The organism is Nodularia sp. UHCC 0506, from assembly GCF_034931045.1.
GTDB lineage: Bacteria > Cyanobacteriota > Cyanobacteriia > Cyanobacteriales > Nostocaceae > Nodularia.
On the sequence record NZ_JAYGHH010000040.1, the window covers coordinates 22,935 to 44,415 of the forward strand.

14 protein-coding genes are annotated in these 21,481 nt (G+C 41.6%); 8 read left to right on the forward strand and 6 right to left on the reverse strand.

What is annotated here, in order from left to right; all coding sequences use genetic code 11:
- On the reverse strand, positions 1–3,736 hold a 3,736-nt coding region (locus tag VB654_RS18745; protein WP_323215320.1), incomplete at its 3' end, for a condensation domain-containing protein.
- A gap of 1,209 nt (positions 3,737–4,945) precedes the next feature.
- Between VB654_RS18745 and VB654_RS18750 the strand changes: the two genes are divergently transcribed.
- Positions 4,946–6,409, forward strand: coding sequence for a TonB family protein (locus VB654_RS18750; protein WP_323215321.1), 1,464 nt, complete (start codon positions 4,946–4,948; stop codon positions 6,407–6,409).
- Positions 6,410–6,596: 187 nt separating this feature from the next.
- Positions 6,597–7,985 carry a tRNA (N6-isopentenyl adenosine(37)-C2)-methylthiotransferase MiaB gene (miaB, locus tag VB654_RS18755; RefSeq protein ID WP_323215322.1) on the forward strand — a complete coding sequence of 463 codons (1,389 nt, stop codon included), beginning with the start codon at positions 6,597–6,599 and terminating at the stop codon, positions 7,983–7,985.
- Between the two features lie 180 nt (positions 7,986–8,165).
- Here the strand turns inward: miaB and obgE are convergent, their stop codons facing one another.
- Both obgE and VB654_RS18765 read right to left on the reverse strand, forming a co-directional pair.
- Entirely contained in the window at positions 8,166–9,194 is a 1,029-nt protein-coding gene (obgE, locus tag VB654_RS18760; protein ID WP_323215323.1) for a GTPase ObgE, read from the reverse strand.
- Positions 9,195–9,303: 109 nt separating this feature from the next.
- Positions 9,304–9,972 carry a Mo-dependent nitrogenase C-terminal domain-containing protein gene (locus tag VB654_RS18765; protein WP_323215324.1) on the reverse strand — a complete coding sequence of 223 codons (669 nt, stop codon included), beginning with the start codon at positions 9,970–9,972 and terminating at the stop codon, positions 9,304–9,306.
- Between the two features lie 456 nt (positions 9,973–10,428).
- Here VB654_RS18765 and VB654_RS18770 point away from each other — a divergent pair, with 456 nt between their 5' ends.
- Positions 10,429–11,532, forward strand: a complete 1,104-nt coding sequence (locus tag VB654_RS18770; RefSeq protein ID WP_323215325.1) for a glutamate--cysteine ligase — start codon at positions 10,429–10,431, stop codon at positions 11,530–11,532.
- 119 nt (positions 11,533–11,651) lie between these two features.
- On the opposite strand, the gene VB654_RS18775 is transcribed toward VB654_RS18770, so the two are convergent.
- The 3 genes from VB654_RS18775 to VB654_RS18785 all read right to left on the reverse strand — a co-directional run bounded on the left by VB654_RS18775 (position 11,652) and on the right by VB654_RS18785 (position 15,075).
- Positions 11,652–12,353, reverse strand: a complete 702-nt coding sequence (locus tag VB654_RS18775; RefSeq protein ID WP_323215326.1) for a serine/threonine protein kinase — start codon at positions 12,351–12,353, stop codon at positions 11,652–11,654.
- 53 nt (positions 12,354–12,406) lie between these two features.
- On the reverse strand, positions 12,407–14,251 hold the full coding sequence (locus VB654_RS18780) for a penicillin-binding protein 2 (RefSeq protein WP_323215327.1): 1,845 nt from the start codon (positions 14,249–14,251) through the stop codon (positions 12,407–12,409).
- Positions 14,252–14,403: 152 nt separating this feature from the next.
- Entirely contained in the window at positions 14,404–15,075 is a 672-nt protein-coding gene (locus VB654_RS18785; RefSeq protein ID WP_323215328.1) for a hypothetical protein, read from the reverse strand.
- Positions 15,076–15,550: 475 nt separating this feature from the next.
- Between VB654_RS18785 and VB654_RS18790 the strand changes: the two genes are divergently transcribed.
- The 5 genes from VB654_RS18790 to VB654_RS18810 all read left to right on the forward strand — a co-directional run bounded on the left by VB654_RS18790 (position 15,551) and on the right by VB654_RS18810 (position 21,297).
- Positions 15,551–15,733, forward strand: a complete 183-nt coding sequence (locus tag VB654_RS18790; RefSeq protein ID WP_416235695.1) for a hypothetical protein — start codon at positions 15,551–15,553, stop codon at positions 15,731–15,733.
- 495 nt (positions 15,734–16,228) lie between these two features.
- On the forward strand, positions 16,229–16,897 hold the full coding sequence (locus VB654_RS18795; RefSeq protein ID WP_323215329.1) for a glutathione S-transferase family protein: 669 nt from the start codon (positions 16,229–16,231) through the stop codon (positions 16,895–16,897).
- 17 nt (positions 16,898–16,914) lie between these two features.
- The gene (locus VB654_RS18800) at positions 16,915–17,238 is read left to right on the forward strand and encodes a hypothetical protein (RefSeq protein WP_323215330.1); all 324 of its coding nucleotides are present in this window, start codon (positions 16,915–16,917) and stop codon (positions 17,236–17,238) included.
- 224 nt (positions 17,239–17,462) lie between these two features.
- Positions 17,463–19,754 carry a 1,4-alpha-glucan branching enzyme gene (gene glgB / locus VB654_RS18805; RefSeq protein WP_323215331.1) on the forward strand — a complete coding sequence of 764 codons (2,292 nt, stop codon included), beginning with the start codon at positions 17,463–17,465 and terminating at the stop codon, positions 19,752–19,754.
- Positions 19,755–20,460: 706 nt separating this feature from the next.
- On the forward strand, positions 20,461–21,297 hold the full coding sequence (locus VB654_RS18810) for an AraC family transcriptional regulator (RefSeq protein WP_323215332.1): 837 nt from the start codon (positions 20,461–20,463) through the stop codon (positions 21,295–21,297).
- The last annotated feature ends 184 nt before the right edge of the window (positions 21,298–21,481 follow it).

A 21,481-nucleotide genomic window follows, 5' to 3' on the forward strand; every position in this document is an offset into this window, starting at 1 on the left:
AGTTGGGGTCGAGGGGTACATAAGCTCCTCCGGCTTTTAACACACCTAAAATAGCCACCATTAAGTCTAATGAGCGGTCTAGACAAATGCCCACTCGCACTTCTGATGTTACGCCCAATTGTTGTAAATACTGCCCTAGTTCCTGGGCGCGTTGATTTAGTTGTTGATATGTGAGAGATTGCTGATTATATACCAAGGCGATCGCCTCTGGAGTCCGTGCCACCCATTCCTCAAATAACTGGTGAATACATAGGTTTTGCGGATACTCTGTTTGGGGTTTCTGCCCATGCTGAAAGATTTTTTGCTCTTCGGCAATTGTCAACAAAGGCAAATCTTCCAGATGTTTGTCGGGGTTGTCAACAATTCCGGTTAGCAGAGTTTGTAAATGTCCCCCCATTTGGCTGATTGTTTCTGCATCAAACAAATCAGTATTGTACTCGAAACTACCCACTAACCCTTGCTCTGTATCTACCATGTACAGTGTCAAGTCGAGTTTAGCTGTACCGTTATCGACTTCCACCGGTTGCAGTCGGAGTTCTGGCAATTCCCAAGTTGACATAATGGGTGCGTTTTGCAGCACAAAAGAAACTTGGAAAATGGGAGTATGACTTAAATTACGTGTAGGTTTGAGTGCTTCCAATAAGCTTTCAAAGGGCAAATCTTGGTGATTATAAGCTCCTAAAGCTACTTGGCGGACTTGAGCCAGTAATTCTCGAAAGCGAGGATTGTCAGATAAATCTGTCCGTAGCACTAAGGTATTGATAAAGCATCCCAAAAGTTTTTCTGTGTTTACTGTGGGACGACCCGCCAAAGGAGTGCCAACTAAAATGTCTGTCTGTCTGGTGTAGCGATAAAGCAGGGTTTTAAATCCTGCCAACAGCAGCATAAATAAAGTGACGTTTTCCTGTTGGCTGAGTTTTTTCAGTTCCTTGCTTAAAGATTGGGAAAGAGTAAATTCCAGTCTAGCCCCATGATTGCTCTGCACTGCCGGACGAGGGCGGTTAGTTGGTAATTCTAAAATTGGCAGTTCCCCTGTTAGCTGCTGCATCCAGTAATTTAATTGTTTCTGGAGAGTAGTTAACCACTGCTGCTGCCACACTGCAAAGTCTTGATATTGAATTGCTAAGGGTGTGAGGGAACAAGGTTGTTTTTGACAATTTGCTGTATACAGTACAGCCAACTCGTGCAGTAATACTCCCATTGACCAACCATCAGCAATAATGTGGTGAATTGTCAATAACAAAGTATGTTCTTGTTCTCCCAAGCGCAAGAGTAACACCCGCAACAGTGGTGCTTGGCTGAGATTGAAGGGTTGTTGTGCTTGCTCAATGGCTTGTTTTTGTACCTGATCTGGTTGCTCAGTAGATGCTATGTGTGTGAAGTCAACTACAGGCACAGTCAGCTGCACTTCCCGAATTACCTGAGCTGGTTGGTTGTCTGAACTTATAAACGCAGTCCGCAAAATTTGATGGCGTTGCATCAGGGTGTTGAGACTGTCAGTCAAGGCCGCTAAATTCAGTTTTCCTGTGAGTTGAATGGATGCTGCAATGTTATAAGCGAAGTTATCAGGTTCTACCTGCTGTAAAAACCACAGTCGTTTCTGTGCTGCTGATAGAGGATAGCTGACTTGGACTGGGGCGGGTGGAATAGATACTATCTCAGTCTCTGGCTGCAATTCCCACTGATGCAGGATTTGGGATGTCAATTGCTCCACTGTCGCCCCGGCGAATAAGTCTTCTACAGCGACAGTAATATGTAGTTGGTCAGCGATCGCATTTTTGAGTTCGAATGCAGTCAGTGAATCAATGCCCAGGGCAAGCAATGGCTGTTGAGTATTGATTTGAGTTAATGATATTTTCAGGATGGCGGCGACTTGTTGCTGTAACCAAGTTGTTAATAAAGAGTTTTGCTCGGCTTTGGGCAATCCCATCATGGCCTCACGGTTGATCAGTGGGGCTAAATTTATCTGTGAGTATGAATATTCTGAAAGAATGCTATGACCGTATACTGCTAAATTTTCTGCTAAAAATGCTGCTTTACAGGCGCGACGCTGAATTTTTCCACTGGAGGTTTTGGGAATTTTACCGGGTCTAGTCAGGACTACTGCATATACTTGGACTTCAAATTCCGAGGCGATCGCTTCCCGAATTGCCGCCGCTACTTCTTCAACTTCTGGTTGTTGACGAAATTCTAGTTCTTGAACAATGACTAATTTTTCTTCTTGTTCTTTCTCAATGGTGAAAGCAGCAACGTTTCCCCCTATCCGCAGGGCGGGATGACTGTGTTCTGAGGCATACTCTAAATCCTGGGGATATAAATTCCGTCCCCGCAGGATAATTAAATCTTTGGCTCGCCCAGTGATGAACAGTTCTCCATCTTGCATAAAGCCGAGGTCGCCTGTCCGCATAAATGGGTCTTTGTCGGGATCAGATAAATAAGATTGAAAAGTTGCTTTTGTCTCCTGGGGACGCTGCCAATATCCTTGACCGACGCTGGGGCCAGATACCCAAATTTCACCCACGCAATCAGCAGGACATGGACATAATGTATCAGGATTGACAATTTTTACCTGCTGTTGGGGTACAACGCGCCCACAACTGACAAAGGTCTGGGTATTGCTATTGGTAACGTCGGAATGAATCACCTGATTTTTGGCTAATGCCAATTTATCAATGTTGGCAATTAAAGGTGCTTGATGTTTGCTCACCCCAGAGATCATTAAGGTAGCTTCCGCCATGCCATAACAAGGGTAAAATGCTTCTTTACGGAAGCCACATTCAGCAAAAGCGGCGGCAAATCGCTCTAAAGTATCATGTCGAATTGGTTCAGCGCCATTAAAAGCTACACTCCAACTACTTAAATCAAGAGTTGCTTTTTGCTCAGGTGTAATTTTTTGAGTACATAATTCATAAGCAAAGTTAGGGCCACCACTGCTTGTAGCTTGGTTTTGAGAAATAGCTTGCAACCAACGATAAGGACGTTGAAGAAAGGAGGTTGGCGGCATGAGCATACAAGGGAAACCACCATACAGGGGTTGTAATATGCCCCCAATTAGACCCATATCATGGTACATGGGCAACCAAGTCACTACCTTACTTGCTGCGGAATACTCCATGAATTGGTAAGTAGTGGCAGCATTATGTATTAAGTTGCCATGACTAATCATCACACCCTTGGGTGTGCCTGTGGAACCGGATGTATATTGCAGAAAGGCTAATGTCTCTGGATTAATTACAGGTTCTTGCCAAGTATCTTCTATTCCTTCGTCCAGATTATCTGTAGTTAGCCACTGTAAAGATTTTAGCTCTGTCTTATCTGCCATTAAAGGCTGCACTGTGGGCAGAATTTCTGTGGTTGTCAGAGCGATCGCTGCTTGTGCATCTATGGCAATAGCTTTAATTCTCGGTGTATTGCGCTGATTTCGCGGAGGATATGCCGTTACAGCCACAACTCCTGCATATAAGCAACCGCAAAAAGCAATTAAAAAATCTAGTCCAGCTGGATAAAGCAGTAAGGCTCGTTCTCCAGTCAAACCCAATGCTTGCAATTGAGCCGCTACTCGCCGCGATCGCCTATCCAATTCTTGATAGTTTAGTGTTGCTTGTGGTATCTCCCCATTTAGCAAAAAGGTAAAAGCATTTCTGTTTTGCTGCGTCAAACTTCTGTAGCGCAGCACATCAACAAATGTAGAACAGCTGCTAAAAGGTTCAAGTAGGTTATGAGAAAATTTACTCATTTTTGTGTCCACAAGTTAAATGTCACCCTGATTAACTGCTCCTCCTCACCTCACTATTATGAGAATAATTCCGAGCTAATATTTTAGTTATAGAAAACGCCGATTTGAATCTCTACGCACTAATAATGAATCACCAGCCTCTGGTGTTCATCAGACAAAAACCTCAATTCGGCTTTGCTAAATTAGAGTATAAAATGCCAAAATTGTCTGTTTTCTTCGTACCTAACGCACTTTGTACAACGTCTGGCTTATGTGTGATACACATTCATAATCTTCAGTCAATCACTGATATATTTAATTCTTTACAAACGCTCAATTTGCCTATTTATGGGGTTAAATATACTAGCTTATCGCTAATACTTCTTATCATGATACAGTTCACATTAACAGAGAACAGTAGCATTAGCAACAATCGCCATCATTGCAAAAAATTATCGATAAAAAATAACCAATCAGATTAGCTAATATTAACCACCTGCTAATTCAAAGCAGATATTAAGTAACTTATTTAACATTGACACTTAAAAGAAATAGATTACACAGGCAAAGTCACCGTGTCCAGTGTGAGTGCTAGGGGGATGCGTCAGCTTCTTGGAAAGTGGGAAAGGGGCGATCGCACTTTTGGCACTCTAAATTTTGTATTACCAGTATTTTCGATGCCGCTAAAGGTTTGTGGTGTAAAGCTTTGAATGATTTTTTAACTAACTAAATCCAATTTTCCAACTTTATTTTTGGCTATGGCGGTTAGCGGTTAGTAACGAACGCAACAATTTAGGAGAGTAATTGCTAATAAATTAGTCCAAAAGTTGTTATTTTATAGCAAAAATTAAGAATAAAATGGCAATTGACACAGAATAAGAATTTATATATATAGGAATAGGAATTTTATTTGAATTTTGATAGCTTGCGTGGTACACCTTGGTTCCCTATTCCCTGTTCCCTGTTCCCTACCTCTACGAGTAAATATGGCTACGTCACATAAGCTACAGAAACCAAACCGGATTTCTATATTGTGTGCTTGGATAACAAATAATTGAAACTAAACAGGGTTTTACCTGCACCAAAACCTGATGATAAGCAAGCAACTGGAAAGTGTTGGCTAAAACAGGTCATAGTAGGATTACCGAAGCAATTTTATTTTTTTACTTGATATTTCGAGCCAGTACGTTTTAATATATCTAAATAAGTGAGAATAGGTAGCAATAGACTATGAGCTTTTCTGGCATTACTATCAAACATCGTTCCCAAGAAGTTGAAGCTCTCAAGACTTTCTTGATTTACAGTCTGATTGGCTCGTTAACGCTACACATCGGCGTACTAGCTTCGGGTATAGGTAGTTTGTTGGTGAGAGTGCCGAAAGAACAATATGAACCAATAGAGTTAGTAATTTTAGATCCGGTAGACCCTCCAGAAGAAACACCAGAAAAACCGCCCGAAATAATTCCTGAAAAAATTAAAATACCTGAACCTACAAAAATTGTTACTAGTAGAGTTACACCCATAACTCCTGTAAAAGTTGAACCAACAAATATTCAGCCTGCTGTAACACCGCAACAACCAAAAGTTGAGAGTGTTACAACTCCTCCGGTTCCTCAGCCACCCCAACCAATGACAGTAGCTACTGAACAGCCTCAGCCCGTGAGTCCCACGCGCCAGACTTCTGTCGCTAAATTAGAATCTCTGTTGACTTCAACAACAACATCATCAGAATCACCAATTGCGGTAACTCAGACAAATCAAGGTAGTGAACAACTCAGAGGGACTTTAAGTGGTTTAAGAGATTCCAGAACTAATAATACAAGAATACAGCGATCGCCTGTAGCAGTCGCACCCACCGCACCACGGATTCAAACACAGCCACAAAATAATAATAGTGGCAGTAATTCCAGGGGTTCAGGTAATGGTCGTGCAGCTTGTACCGATTGTAGTGCCAGCTATCCAGAGTTTGCGAGACGCAGAGGCATTGAGGGCAAAGTAGAAGTAGCTGTTGATACCGATGCAAAAGGTAATGTGACTAATGTGCGGATTGTTAACTCTAGTGGTAATCGGAGATTAGACGAAGAAACCCTAAGACAAGCCCGTAACTGGAGATTGAAACCCTCAGAAAGTGGCAGACAAGGAGTATCAATAGCCACAGAATTTGCTATTGAAGGTTCACGGCGACATCGCCAAGTCCAAGAACGTAGAAGAAAACAACAAGAGCAAGCAAGACAGAGAAGCCGCGAGAGAGCAGCATCTAGTTCCACTCCCACACCGAGTCCAAATACTCCTGCGACTAACACCACCAGCCAACCCACAGTTAGAGCTAGACGAGATATCGCACCCACAGCCCCAGCAGCACCAGTCACCAGACCCGCAGCAGCAACACCAGTCAGACAACCACGCCAGCAAAACACCGCCACCGGTTCATCATCTGGAACCAGAACAACTCCTAGCCAGTCAAATGTTAGAAATTCTTTGCGTAGGGTCAAGCGTCAGCGCAGCAATCCAGCACCAGCCGCAGCACGTCCAGCGCCAAGACCAGCGCAACCTAGAACAAATCGGCGGCCACGTCCCACAGCAAATACACCAGCAGCTCCGGCTAATAACTCATCTGCTAGTCAAAATAAGCTGCGGAATTCATTACGCCGTAGTCGCCAAGCCGCTCCATCTCAGCCAGCAAGTCAGGAATAAAGAATACCTGAACAGCCTGGGGAAATAGCGGTGAACCAGTGAACAATTATCAGTTATCACGCTGACAGACTGGAGAGATTAACCCCAATTATGTCTATTCATTGGTAACTGATCACTGATAACTGATAACTGAGTTATAGAATAGAAACAAAGTTTATTCCGTGACGCTAACTCAGCATAATCGCCCATGACCACTTCTAATCGCCACTACCACATTATTACTTTCGGTTGCCAAATGAATAAAGCCGACTCAGAGCGCATGGCTGGCATTTTAGAAGACATGGGCTTTGAATGGTCGGAAGACCCCAATAATGCAGATTTGATTCTCTATAATACCTGTACAATTCGGGATAATGCCGAACACAAGGTATATTCTTATCTTGGTAGACAAGCTAAACGTAAGCAAGAGCAACCTGATTTAACATTGATTGTTGCTGGTTGTGTTGCCCAGCAGGAAGGAGAAGCCCTGTTACGACGAGTGCCAGAATTGGACTTAGTAATGGGACCACAACACGCCAACCGTCTCCAAGATTTGCTGACATCAGTTTTAAATGGTAATCAAGTTGTGGCCACTGAGTCGGTTCACATCATGGAAGATATTACCCAGCCCCGAAGGGATAGCAGTGTGACTGCTTGGGTGAATATCATTTATGGCTGTAATGAACGCTGCACTTATTGTGTGGTTCCTAATGTCCGTGGTGTAGAACAATCTCGCACCCCAGAAGCCATACGTGCAGAAATGGAAGCACTGGGACGACAAGGTTACAAGGAAATTACCCTGCTCGGTCAAAACATTGACGCTTACGGTCGAGATTTGCCAGGGACAACTTCAGAAGGTCGTCATCTGCATAATTTTACTGATTTACTTTATTATGTGCATGATATTCCAGGTATTGAACGGCTAAGATTTGCTACTAGCCATCCCCGTTATTTTACTGAGCGCTTAATTAAGGCTTGTGCTGAGTTGCCTAAAGTGTGTGAACACTTTCACATTCCCTTTCAATCAGGAGATAATGAACTATTGAAAGCAATGTCACGGGGTTACACTCATGAAAAATATCGCCGGATTATTGATACTATTCGGCGTTATATGCCTGATGCGTCAATTAGCGGCGATGCAATTGTGGGATTTCCTGGAGAGACAGAAGCACAATTTGAAAATACTCTGAAGTTGGTAGAAGATATCGGCTTTGATTTATTGAATACAGCCGCATATTCCCCCCGACCAGGTACACCGGCAGCTTTATGGACAAATCAACTTAGTGAAGAAGTTAAGAGCGATCGCCTACAAAGATTAAACCATTTAGTTAACGTTAAAGCATCCGAGCGATCGCAGCGTTACATGGGACGTATCGAAGAAGTCTTAGTAGAAGACCAAAATTCCAAAGATCCCACCCAAGTCATGGGACGTACTGGCGGTAATCGTTTGACTTTCTTTACTGGCGATATTAATAAATTAAAAGGGCAAATTGTCAAGGTAAAAATCACTGAAGTTCGGGCTTTTAGTTTAACTGGTGAACCAGTAGAAGTGCGCCCAGCAATGCCAAAATCAGCTGCTGTTGGTTTCTTTAACTAAAGTGCTGAGTGCTGAGTGCTGAGTGTTGAGTGTTGAGTGCTGAGTGCTGAGTGCTGAGAAAGTATGGAAATAGGGGCGGGTTTATTAGAATTATTGTTTGTAATTGAGCATATCTGTGATAGCTTGCTTGGCGTACCCATACCCGCCCCTACTTGGCTTCTACTCAGCACTTTCCTATACTTACTGCAAAACCTCCACTTTTTCAGCAACATTCATTTGGTCAAGAATTCCCCAAAGTTCCTGTAACATTGGTTCTAACCCTGTGCGGGTAACTGCTGAAATTAAAAAAACTGGAGACAAAGAAAGGTGATTAAGTTCGAGAGCTAAAGCTTCTAAATCCACTGTTTCCCTGTCAACCGCATCAATTTTATTTAGCACCAAAATTTGCGGACGCTTGGCTAAACCTCGTCCGTAGGCTTGTAACTCCTGCTTAATTGTCTTGTATTCACCAATCACATCTTCGCTAGTTGCATCAATGAGGTGTAATAAAACCTTTGTGCGTTCAATGTGACGTAAAAAATCATATCCCAAACCCGCACCTTGGGAAGCACCTTCAATTAAACCGGGAATATCAGCAAAAACCGTACCATCACCAGTGGGTTTTCTGACTACACCCAAATTAGGAATCAGAGTTGTAAAAGGATAGTCAGCAATTTTGGGACGTGCGGCTGATAGAGAAGAAATTAATGTAGATTTGCCGGCATTTGGTAAGCCAATAATCCCTACTTCCGCCAAAAGTTTCAATTCTAAGCGTACTACCTTCATGTCGCCTGGTAGTCCGGGTAAAGCATATTCTGGAGCGCGGTTACGGTTACTTAAAAAATGCTGGTTTCCTAATCCACCTTTTCCGCCTTCAGCCACCCGAAAACGCTGTTCAGGCTCAACTAAATCGCATAGCAAAGCACCTGTACTGCCATCATACACAGAAGTACCGCAGGGAACTTCGACGACTAAATCCTTACCGTTAGCCCCGGTACAGTTATTTGGTCCACCACGTCCACCATTATCGGCTTTAAAAAGATGCTTGTATCTGAAGTCCAGCAAAGTTTGCAAGTTCGTATCAACTACAAAAATTACTGAACCGCCTCGTCCCCCATTTCCGCCAGAGGGACCGCCTGCTGGTACGTATTTCTCGCGTCTGAAGGCGACGATACCATCGCCACCTTTACCAGCTTCAACTTCAATTAGTGCTTGGTCAATAAATTGCATATATTTGAGTCCTCAGTTGTGAGTTCTAAATTATAAGTTTTAATAAACCTGTAATTCCTTACTCTTTACTTGTAACTCAGCACTCAGAAAGAAAGCACTCATTCAGCACTTAAATATATGGTGAAATATCTTCGCCACATTCATCTGCTAAATAGGAGAGGGCGCGAAAACGTAAACCCACCAGTTGCTCATATAATGGGTTAATTTGACACAATGGCGGGATATGTACAATTTTGCGTCCAAATAGGGTGATATCCCGTTCAAAGGGACACTGGGAAGGAATCATTTTGCATAAGAAACGGGCTACTCTGGGGTCGTGGATTTCTAGCCCGTCTAACCAGTCACGCAGGGAACAAAGTGATTCCTGGGGAGGTGCTGTGGGTGCTGCTAGGGTGGAAATCTGTTCTCCGGGTGCGAGGGTGTGGCGCAAGGATTCTAGGATATCTTTCGGCTGCTCCAAAGCCTCACACAGCTTCTGCATTACTTGATCTTCGCTAGGTGAATATGTACCATTAGCGATCGCTACCATTACAGCTGTACGAGTAAAATTTTCGGCTACTGGTGTTTTTTTACCCAACTTTGCAGCCAATTCTTCTGGTGTAATTATCTCTAGTGAATCCAACGAAATTCCTGGAGCTAATTCACTCTCGGTAAGACTGGTAATTAATTGCTGTTCTTCAGGATCAAAGTTACCATCTGCCCACGCCACTGTGAGCAATCCACGTAACCAAGCGGTAATTTGTTCCCTACTGTAAGGAGACTGAACGGTACTTGTCATAGTCACGCCTCAAATTTTCCTTGCTCAATACTAAGCTACTTTACACAATGATACACAGACTTGTGAGTGCGTTAACGTAACTTCCCGTCAGTATCGCCTCCTAGCCCTCTAAATCAGCAGAGTTTCGCAACTTGTATAAAATACATCTAAAATACATCTTGATAATTTTTCTAGTTAAACTAAAAAATAGTCAGTTCATTTGTGCAATAGATGTGTTTTTTAGCAAATTTCTACTTAACCTCAAAAATTGTCAAAAAATACCATTCATTCACCTTTGTTAATTTATCGCAGCATAAACCCAGATTGACAAACTCCAAATTAACAGAAATTTTTATGGCAATTGACTACAAATTTGATAAATTAGTTAATGAGAAACTATCTCAGATAAAATTCTACATGAGACGCAAGTAGCATTAGTTTAACTAGAAAACCTTAATTACTGATCAATAGGTATATATGAAATTTTATTTTGGCATTGAGCATGAAGTCGCTTTCCTCAACCAATCAGGGAAATTTGCTGACTTTTCCCAGACTAAATTTGCTGACTTTGATCAAATTGTGGAAAAATTACCCACATACCCCAATGATTATTCGCAATTGCGTGTGGGTGATGCTGGTATTAGGCAAAAGAGATGGTATATTGAAGGGTTTGAAAGATTTGCTGATTCTGATAAAGTAATTGCCTGTCTACCTAAAGGTATCGAAATCAGAACCACCATTCACTCTAATATTCAAGGGGCTTTAACTGAATTATCAGAAAGTTTTCACTTACTGCGTGAAGTGGCGACTAGCTACGGTTTTTCAGCAGTTTTAACTAGTTTTAACCCCTACAAGACTGTGTTTGAGCCTCAACCCCCGTTAAATGATTATGAACTCAAACAGTTACAGACTTATCCTGATGAACAGACTGCTAATATTTACATGGTGACTTATGGGCCAGATTTAAACATTTCTGTAGCAGATTTACCAATCGAAGATGTAATTGATATTGGTAAAAAATTAACTTATTACAGTCCTTATATCGTTCCTTTTAGTTATAGTTCTCCTTTTTATAATGGGGAATTATGGGATGGTTTATCAGTACGAACTTTTGTCAGAACTGGAAAAAGATCCGCAGCGCTAGTGTTTGTAGAAAAACAAGAACAGCTAATTAAAAGTATCCCTTCATTAACAAAAATTGCCCGCATTCCGGCTGAAGTGGGACGTATTGAATTTAAAGCTTGTGATAGTTGTGATGATTTTTCTATCTATGGGGCTTTGTTGGCTTTATTAAAAGGTTTGATATTAGATAAAAGTTTACAGGGTAGAGCAACTATACCTGATGCAGAGTTACATCAAATTTCTGCAAAGGAAGGCTTTGACAATGCAGATATTTTTGCTAATGCTGCCAAGCTTTTACAAATAGCTGAAGTTTCCTTGGGTAATGATTCAGATGTGCATTTATTAACCCCATTAAAAGATATGCTGGCAAAGCGAAAAACCAAATCCCACGAACTAATAGAGGCTTACCAAAGTTTAGGTTCCATTGAAGAAGCACTCAAACAGAGTTACCAAGGATAGTTTTTCCCAAAGGGAAAGCCTATAAAATAGGATTTTTGACTTTTGACTTTCGCCTTGCGGTACTAGGTGAAGTTCTGCTCAAAGGAAGTCTGTGTTTAATCATACTTCCTATTCTTTCTTTAACTTCGACCATTTAATTTCAAGTTTATTAATTTGAGGAATATTCGAGAACAAAAATTTTTGAGAGAATTTCCTAGACGATAACATTTACGGATCATATTTAAGGCAAAGTATGGGAAGCGCAGCCGAAGTGGGTACAATACCGGGAGATATAACCAGTAATAAGCCTTTTTTAAGTCGTTCCACTTTGAGCAGGGTTCTATATGGAGAAAATCTGAGATATCTACAACTAATCCTTTCCCTTGGTACATCATGACGTTACGACCGTGGACATCATGAGGATAAAGTCCGTGACTTTGAGCATAGTCGAGAGCTTCATCGATATCACGTATTACTTGTTTGGGAATAGGTAAACCCAAGTGCATACAATCGTAGAGAGTTGTTCCATAAAGCCGTTTCAAGACTAAAAAATCATCTTTGGCATAATAACACTCAGAGAAAGCTGGATGAGAACCTAGACGACGGTAAACTTCTACTTCCTCTTCATAGCCTGGCCGTCCTGGGGCATAAATCTTGACAACAGAATCAGGATAATCAGGGTGATAAACTACTGCGGCATAATTCCCTGTCCCAAGCAATTCCCAGGGTTGTGGAAGATAGCTCACCTTGATGGGATTATGGGGATTGACACTTTCAATTTGTAAGCTAGGCAGTAGTTGCTGATAAATAATTTCGACCAGCTGCTTTGGCAATTTGTCCATATCGGATAAGTATCGATCAGAAGTGATTTAATTTTGGGACATCCCGCATATCTTTACTGTTTGAGTTGAGAGTCCGTCTTGGTTTCTTGACTTGGCGGAATCCCTTCAATGGGAATTAACGCTTCCATCACTGTTTTGACAATTGGTGCGGCGACGGTAGAACCGTAAGCATTTCCTCCTTTTGGCTCATCGGCTACTGCAAAAACGACATAGCGGGGAGATTCTACTGGTAAAATACTTACAAAACTAGTGATGCGCGCATTTGGAATATAACCCCCGTAGGGACTGGCTTTTTGAGATGTCCCTGTTTTACCTCCAATGCGATAACCCGGAATTTGTGCTGCCTTGCCAGTGCCTACTGATACAACTGTTTCCATCATTTCCACAACTGTTTGCGCTGTGGCGGCTGAGAAAATTTGGCGCGATGTGGAAAGTTTGGGAGAATAATGCATTTGCCCTTTGGTATCCACTAACCCTTGCACTACATGGGGTGTAACTAATTTACCACCATTGGCTAAAGCTCCGTGCATTTGCACCAACTGTAACGGTGTCAAAGAAAAGCCTTGCCCGAAGGATGTAGTTGCTGGTTCAATGGACGAACCGAGAAACTCTTTTTGACTTTTGAGTTGTCCACGAACTCCAAAGGGTAAATCTGTATCCACAGTTTGCCCTAGTCCCAGGCGTTCCAGCCAGTTGTAATAGAGTGTTGGTTTCATCTGTTGAATGATTCGCACCATGCCAATGTTGCTAGAAGTTTGTAGTATTTTCGCAATACTAATTTGTCCATGGCCATTAAGACCAGCATTTCTGATGGTGTGCTTACCTATTTGAATAGAGCCGGGGTCATTAAACATATCATCTGCTTTAATTGCACCATTTTCTAAAGCGATCGCTACATTCAACGGTTTAAAAGTCGATCCCGGCTCATAAAGATCAGCAACTGTCCAGTTTCTAAAGAGGGAAATATCAGCTTTAGAGTATTCATTAGGGTTATAGGTAGGATAAGAAGTCAGAGCTAGTAAAGAACCATCTGAGGCATCCATCACAATTACCGCCCCACGTTTAGCCTGAAACTTCCTCATCTGTGCTTGTAAAGCAGTCCGGGCGACTCTTTGCAAACGGCTATCAATAGTTAGTTGTAATCGTAGGTCGTCAAAATTTAAAAATCCTTTCGGTGCATGATTGGGTAGTAGTCTCCCATTACCCGCCCGACTCAGCTCCACTGTCGGGACGGAACGTTCTAATAACTCTTCTTGACTGTACTCCACACCAGCCTGACCTTGACGATCCATATTGACGTAACCTACTACGTCTGCAACCACATCCTTTTGTGGGTAATATCGAGAGTATTTTTGAATTAATTCCAAGCCATCTAAACGCAATGACCTCACCCGGCCAGCATTTACTTCCGGTAAAGCAGAAGCTAGTGTAATCCCACTCTTTCGACTTTGAAAAGTTTTCGCCAACTCAGCAGGAGTTTCCTCCAGTATGGGAGCCAGTTGTTCTGCCATTTGTTGAGGAGATTGGCTAAACAGCTTGGGATGGGCATACAAAGTATAAACAGGACGGTCAACAGCTAAAACATTATTACTGCGGTCTACCACTAAGCGACGAGGAACAAAAGGGCGCAATTTCACCATTTGCTGGTTACGCGCCCTCTGTGTTAACTTTGCTCCCTGGAGAATCTGCAACTGATATAAATTAATAGCTAACCCTAACCCGGCGGTCATGAATATACCCCAAATTATAAAAATTCGGGATATGCCAGGTATTTGGTCTTGGGTATGAGAAATAAACCTAAATCTTTGCATAAGCCTCACAAGAGAAGGCTTTTCTCGTTTTCTAAAGGCTGGATGACGAAAGTTTTTAAATTTTAATTTACTCGGTGTTTTTTGCATTAACCTGCTCAGTGTTAACAATCAGTTATGGAAAGATGTCGGAGTTTTCCACTTCTATAAGTGGGGAACTTTAGGGGGGTTAAAATAGCATTTCTGAGTATTGTGTAGGGTCAATTCGTGAACTGACCCCACTGTGATAATTGTTGACAGTTCTAATATCCTAGTGGCAAAGGTGTGTTTTGCTGCGTTGCCAGATTTGGTTGTTTATTCACGGGCGTAGAATCAGAACTATAAAATGGAGGTGCTGTAGGCAAAAAAATTGTTTTTGCTGGCGTTGGTGAAACTAGCCCAGATGTTACCTGTTCTGCTTCTTCAGCCATTTTGTTCTTTAGGATAGCGTTGGTTGTAGTTAAATACCGTTCATGAAGTTGTAGTTCTTGTAGCCTGTTATATCCCTGACTCCACTGTTTTTGAGAATATACTGTCCCACCATAAACACATAAAGTTATTGCCACTAATAAAAACGTCACAACGGAAGAATAACGATGTGAGGTATACAAACGCATTAACCAAAAAGGTGCTGCTCCAGCAGTAGGCATCATCGGTAAGCTACCTTTGCCTGACTTCTGATTGTTCTGCATTGTTGTATTTGACTGAGTTCTCAAGGAAGAAACTGGTCTTTTCAGTGGCTCTGGCAACCGCTTGGTAGCAGCAACCGATAATTTTTTTGCAGGACGCTGTTGTTTTTTTGAGGATACTGGTAAAGCTTCATCTGCAAGTGTAGACGGACTCCCAATAGAGCGTCGCTTCCCTTTGGATGGGGTAGAATTTCGCTGGAACCAAGTACCTGTTGTAGAAACAGCTGATTTACGAACAACAGTCATAAATTTTTTTAGGTTGAAAATACTGTGCTTTAGACCGTTTGCCTGTTTGAATTAAGGTGAGAATTGTGTTTTGTGTCACCAGTACACAAAATCCTTTTAAGTGTTTTGATAGGTAACTGCTCTAATGATGGCATTAGCTGGGTATTGTAATACTTGTAATCAGTAAGCAGCAATATTTTATTTAAAGTATGACAACAGAAGGCAGCAAGCAGCAAGACCCCAATAAAATAGGCAATTTTGCATCTAATGTCTTAGTTATCTAGCAAATTGATCTCGGTTTGGCTATTTATTGACTGTAATCCCCAACTAGAGAGATTAGTCAGTCTACTGCATAATAACTAAAAGCCCAAAAATCAACCAAAAGTATTGCTTTTGAAAATCTCAGCACAAGGCATTTAAAAAATTAGCAACAAATAGGTTATCTTATTCAACAGGCGAATTTTTTTATCGCCATTATTTGGTGAAAGAGGAGTTTATGATGAAAACAAAAATCTTTGGTTTTGTTCTGATGTTAGGTCTGGCTACAGTTTTGGGAGCTTGTGAACCTGAGACGACACCACCGGCTGAAGCTCCACCTGCTGCTCCTGCACCTGGTGAGCCAACTGACGGTGCTACTCCTGCACCTGATACCACCCCTGCACCTGATACCACTCCATAAAATTTCCCTGTGGAAATCGCGCCCAAAAAAAGTTAGGGGTAGTGTAATTTATTACAACGACCCAGTAAATTTGATTTTGGGCGAGCAGACAGCATTTTCTGGTTTAGTGGAGTCAAACGTTTAATTAATACGGCTGGTCAAGGACATTGGTAAACATGATTTCATTTGCAACCAAATGTCCTGTTAAGGACTTACGCATCAACTCCCGGAAAGTCTCATTCCACCGTGTTTTCTACGGCTTTTGTGGTTTCTTGTCTGATAATTTTGCGTAAGTCCTACTCCTGTTTTAATTATTAATTAAAGGTAGTTAGGGCTGGCTGAATAAATGTAAAACCCAGATAAATCAAAGGTTTGAGGTTGATAAACCCGAAAGTAGGTGCAAGGCTTTTGAAGGGTGTACCATCAAAAGTTTGAATTTGGGGTTGAATAAATCAAATCAGAAAATTTGGGGATAACTGTTCCCTGTTCCCTTTTTTATTTGGAAAAAGTAGCTTTATGTTGCTACTGCAATTTAGTACATCTCATTATTGTCGCAAAGCTCGTCTAGGGCTGGGCTATAAGCAAATTAATTATAAAGTTGAGAATCTGACACCAGGGTTGCATATCCTCCGAGTTAAGCCTCTGACTGGGTTGAAGACTCTACCCGTATTATTACCACAAGTTGAGGGTCAGCCAGATGCGATCGCTGATTCTACGGAAATTTTAAAATTTCTGGAAACTTACCAAACAGAACCACCGTTATTCTTACCTGATTATGAACAGCAGGCACAGGCCTTAATGCTAGAGGATTGGTTGGATGAAAGCATCGGTACAGCTACAAGATTTGTATATTATCAGTTTCGGGCTGGCGAAGGCAAACAAATTGACCCTTCACTACTTAGCCAAACAGTAATTTCAGTAGTGCGCCAACAATATGGCATTAACCAGGCTAGTGTAAAATTAGCTCAAAATAGGCTGTTAACTGCGTTTTCAGAGTTATCTATTCGCTGGCGAAAAAATGATTACTTGGTAGGAAATAGGCTAAGTGTAGCAGATATTAGCGCTGCTGCCTTACTGAGTCCTTTAGCACTCATTCCCCAGTATCGTCAAGGATATCCTTGGTTATTTGAAAGGATTGTACAAGTTCATGAATTATGCCATGAACCATTACCACCGGGATTGTGAGGTGAGGGAGTGGGAAGATGAGGAGAAGGCAGAAAATATTACTTGGGGTTTTAATTGTTAGCACTAGCATTTTGGTGTGGTTAACTAGCGCTTGGGGAACACCTGTAGCTGCATTACCACTACCAGAAGATATCCCAGAAGAAATATTACGCACCGAAATTATTATAGACGCGCGATCGCCTGTTGATGGCAAACCCCTAAATGCTGCCGAATATGCAGAACTACAAGAACAGTTACAAATCAGTCCTCCACCTAAATTGAGTGCTGACTTGCGGCAAACAATTTACCTCATCCAGTTACGTAAAGCCTTACTGCAAATTTTTCCTTTTTTAGATATTTGACAAACTCACTCTTTCATGCAGACTTGCGGACTACACCATCATTCTGAAAAAACTGATGCCTCATTGTGATGTACGATAACTGTGGCGACGAAATTACAAATAAATGTAACCAATATATTTAGAACCATAAACTTAGTTCTTTTGGATTAAAACTAGGCTGTACTCCGTAAGGTCAGCGATCGCAGTATATCATTCAATTACTTTATTTAGATGTAGGTAGCTTCATGTCCATGACCACAATTGTCCCAGAACAGGTTAACCGTATAGTAGGGAATCAGCACCACGACCCCTTTGAAATACTAGGTTCTCATTACATAGAACAAAATGGCAAAAAAGTCTGGGCTGTGCGAGCCTACCTACCAAATGCCAGTGCAGCATGGGTAGTTCTGCCTGAACAACGTCAGGAATACCCCATGCAGACAGTACATGACCCGCATTTTTTTGAATGCACAATTGAAGTAGCAGAACTAACAAACTACCAATTACGGATTAAAGAAGGCGAACACGAACGTGTCACTTATGACCCCTACGCCTTCCGTTCTCCCAATTTGACAGACTTTGACTTACATCTGTTTTCCGAAGGCAATCATCACCGGATATACGAAAAAATGGGAGCGCATCCCACAGAGATAAACGGCGTTAAAGGTGTCTATTTTGCCGTTTGGGCCCCCAATGCTCGTAACGTTTCCCTGCTAGGAGATTTCAACCTCTGGGACGGACGTAAACACCAGATGCGAAAAGGTTCTACTGGAGTTTGGGAATTATTCATTCCCGAAATCGGAGTTGGAGAGCATTATAAGTATGAAATTAAAAATTTTGAAGGGCATATTTACGAAAAATCAGACCCCTACGGTTTCCAGCAAGAACCCCGGCCGAAAACAGCATCCATTGTCACTGATTTAAGTGCTTACACTTGGTCTGACGAAGACTGGATGGAAAAGCGTCGTCACACTGACCCCCTTACCCAACCGATTTCGGTCTACGAAGTGCATTTAGGCTCTTGGTTACACGCTTCTAGTTCAGAACTACCTAAATTACCCAATGGTGAAACAGAACCTGTAGTTATCGTTTCTGAACTCAAACCAGGCGCACGCTTCCTAACCTACAGAGAACTAGCAGACCGACTGATTCCTTATGTCAAAGAATTGGGATACACTCATTTGGAACTGCTACCCGTTGCTGAACATCCCTTTGATGGTTCTTGGGGTTATCAAGTAACTGGGTATTATGCCCCTACTTCCAGATTTGGGAGCGCTGAAGACTTCATGTATTTTGTTGATGAATGTCACCAAAATGATATAGGAGTAATTGTTGATTGGGTTCCCGGTCACTTTCCTAAAGATGGACACGGTTTAGCCTTCTTCGATGGTAGTCACCTTTATGAACACTCCGACCCCCGCAAAGGTGAACATAAAGAATGGGGTACTCTGGTTTTCAACTACAATCGTCACGAAGTCAGAAATTTCCTCGTAGCAAATGCCCTCTTCTGGTTTGACAAATATCATATTGATGGAATTAGGGTTGATGCTGTCGCCTCAATGCTGTACCTTGACTATTGCCGTGAACCAGGAGAATGGTTAACCAACCAATATGGCGGCAGAGAAAACTTAGAAGCAGCAGATTTTCTGCGTCAAGTAAATCACCTTTTGTTTAGTTATTTTCCAGGTGTTCTCTCAATTGCGGAAGAATCCACTTCCTGGCCTATGGTATCTTGGCCTACCTACACAGGCGGATTAGGCTTTAACTTAAAGTGGAATATGGGTTGGATGCACGATATGCTGGACTATTTCAGCATGGACCCCTGGTTCCGCCAGTTCCATCAAAATAATATTACCTTCAGTATGTGGTACAACCACAGTGAAAACTTTATGCTGGCTCTGTCCCATGATGAGGTAGTACATGGCAAGAGCAATATCATTGGCAAAATGCCCGGTGATACATGGCAGAAATTAGCCAATGTGCGTTGTTTATTTAGCTATATGTTCGCTCACCCAGGCAAGAAAACCATGTTTATGAGCATGGAGTTTGGGCAGTGGAGTGAGTGGAATGTCTGGGCAGATTTGGAGTGGCAATTATTGCAGTATGAAGACCATCAACAATTAAAGCAATTTTTCCAGGACATAAACCATCTCTACCGTTCTGAACCAGCTTTATATACTCAGGATTTTGCCCAGGATGGCTTTGAGTGGATTGATTGTAGCGATAACCGTCATAGCGTAGTTTCTTTTGTCCGTTATGACAAAGATTCTGATGATTTCGTCATCGTGGTTTGCAACTTCACACCCCAACCCCATTCTCATTACCGCATTGGTGTACCGCAAGAAGGATTTTATACCGAATTATTTAATAGTGATGCCCGTCCCTATGGCGGCAGTAATATGGGCAACTTAGGTGGTAAATGGACGGATAACTGGTCATTGCACAGTCGTCCTTATTCCCTAGATTTATGTCTGCCTCCTTTGGGTGTGTTAATGCTGAAGTTGGATAAGCAGAAAACAGCCCAAGCAATAGAATAAAACTGCACTCTCACTCTCCCCACTCAAAGGGGCTAAGTAAGTAGGCGAGAATAAGTCAAAGTAGATTAAGTAATGTAAAAATATTGAGATTGTTTCGTAGTGAGGGCTACAGCCCTCAAATAAGGACTGAAGTCCTTACTACAAACATTGAATTATTCCTGCTGCTCTACTTACCATATACACACAAGTGATCTGACCCCCTCTAACTCCAGGGCTGTTTCGTTTCCTAAAAGAGTTAAAATTGCAAGGGTCAAACAGATCAAAATTGAGGGCAAATCCACAATTAGGACAAAAAATTTTTGTGTCTTCAGCCCGAAATACCTGATTTTTCTGTGCGTCTTTGCGCCTAACGCACTTCATGCTAGAGCCTACGGCACTCTCCGCGAACGCTTTGCTGGTGCGTGAGATTATCCTCTTGACAAATTTCCAACACAAGCGAATGAAACAGCCCTGTCTTGCAAAGGGGGGTATAACGAAACCTAACAAAGCCGAACAATCTTGGGGTGACTTGCGAGAAAAAATGTTATAGGTCTGCTTCTTTGAGAAAAGGATGACAAATATAATTTCCCGAACAGAGTATAAACGAACTTGGCAACAGGTTAACCAAAATACCCACTATCCAAACAAGTATGATACTGCTGATTTTATCAATTACTGTCCGCAAAAGTTCGGCAAAGGATATCATCGTCATATTCAGTTACGAGGAATGCGTCTGCTAATTATTGATGAAGAATTTGATGATGATTTATATGTTGAATCTGAAGATATTCCAGAACTTGAAGAAGATAAGATAGAATTTGGGTTTAATTTGTCAGGCTCATACTCTCGAAAAGAATGTGGTCAAAGTTTTTTAGATTGGGTTTATACAGATGAAAGCGATGAAATGGAAGATTGGAAAATCTTTGCTAAAAAGCGGAGGTTGAAAGTAGATATTCACTTAAAAAATTCAGATTTACTGAATAGTTTTATTATTGATAACAGCAAAAATCTACCAGCCATTTTAACAAATTTGATTGAGGGAAATAGTAAAGAAGATTTTTATGAAAGCAATATAATTACTCCAGAAATGTATTTGCCATTAGAGCAAATTATTAACTGTCCATTTCAGGGAATGACTAAATATATATATTTAGAAGGTAAATGTTTAGAATTAATTGCTCTCAAATTAGAACAATTGAGACAAAAAAGACAAGATACGGCAAAATCAGATGTTCTAAAAAAAGATGATTTTGAGAGAATTCATGCAGCTAAAGAAATTTTAATTAAAAATATTAACAATCCCCCCTCATTGATTGAACTAGCACGTCAAGTAGGATTAAACGATTACAAATTAAAAATTGGTTTTCATCAAGTATTTGGAACAACAGCCTTTGGTTACTTACATCAGCACCGCATGGAATCGTCACGTCAACTGCTTTTAGAAGGAAAAATGAGTATACAAGAAGTGGCGCGTACAGTGGGTTATGCAAACCACGGCTGCTTTGCGGCTGCTTTTCGTAAACGATTTGGGATGAATCCTAAATACTATCGCCTGAAACACTAGCAAAAAATAGCCCTTAACTCCTCCTTTCTTCAACCTCCGCGCCCCTAGAACGCCTAACGGCGAATGTGTTAAAAAAAATCCGTCTACCGCCGAAAATAATCCGTCTCGCAGCTGAACAGGTATTTAAAATCACAGTCCAGTTATTGTATTCTTCTTGAAACAGATTCTTAAGTGGTGTGAGTAG

Coding starts and splice junctions, on each gene's coding strand:
- VB654_RS18795 (WP_323215329.1), top strand. CDS start 16,229: ATGTTGCTACTGCAATTTAGTACATCTCATTATTGTCGCAAAGCTCGT.
- VB654_RS18775 (WP_323215326.1), bottom strand. CDS start 12,353: ATGGACAAATTGCCAAAGCAGCTGGTCGAAATTATTTATCAGCAACTA.
- VB654_RS18800 (WP_323215330.1), top strand. CDS start 16,915: ATGAGGAGAAGGCAGAAAATATTACTTGGGGTTTTAATTGTTAGCACT.
- glgB (WP_323215331.1), top strand. CDS start 17,463: ATGTCCATGACCACAATTGTCCCAGAACAGGTTAACCGTATAGTAGGG.
- VB654_RS18750 (WP_323215321.1), top strand. CDS start 4,946: ATGAGCTTTTCTGGCATTACTATCAAACATCGTTCCCAAGAAGTTGAA.
- VB654_RS18770 (WP_323215325.1), top strand. CDS start 10,429: ATGAAATTTTATTTTGGCATTGAGCATGAAGTCGCTTTCCTCAACCAA.
- VB654_RS18785 (WP_323215328.1), bottom strand. CDS start 15,075: ATGACTGTTGTTCGTAAATCAGCTGTTTCTACAACAGGTACTTGGTTC.
- VB654_RS18780 (WP_323215327.1), bottom strand. CDS start 14,251: ATGCAAAAAACACCGAGTAAATTAAAATTTAAAAACTTTCGTCATCCA.
- miaB (WP_323215322.1), top strand. CDS start 6,597: ATGACCACTTCTAATCGCCACTACCACATTATTACTTTCGGTTGCCAA.
- VB654_RS18765 (WP_323215324.1), bottom strand. CDS start 9,972: ATGACAAGTACCGTTCAGTCTCCTTACAGTAGGGAACAAATTACCGCT.
- VB654_RS18810 (WP_323215332.1), top strand. CDS start 20,461: ATGCGTCTGCTAATTATTGATGAAGAATTTGATGATGATTTATATGTT.
- VB654_RS18790 (WP_416235695.1), top strand. CDS start 15,551: ATGATGAAAACAAAAATCTTTGGTTTTGTTCTGATGTTAGGTCTGGCT.
- obgE (WP_323215323.1), bottom strand. CDS start 9,194: ATGCAATTTATTGACCAAGCACTAATTGAAGTTGAAGCTGGTAAAGGT.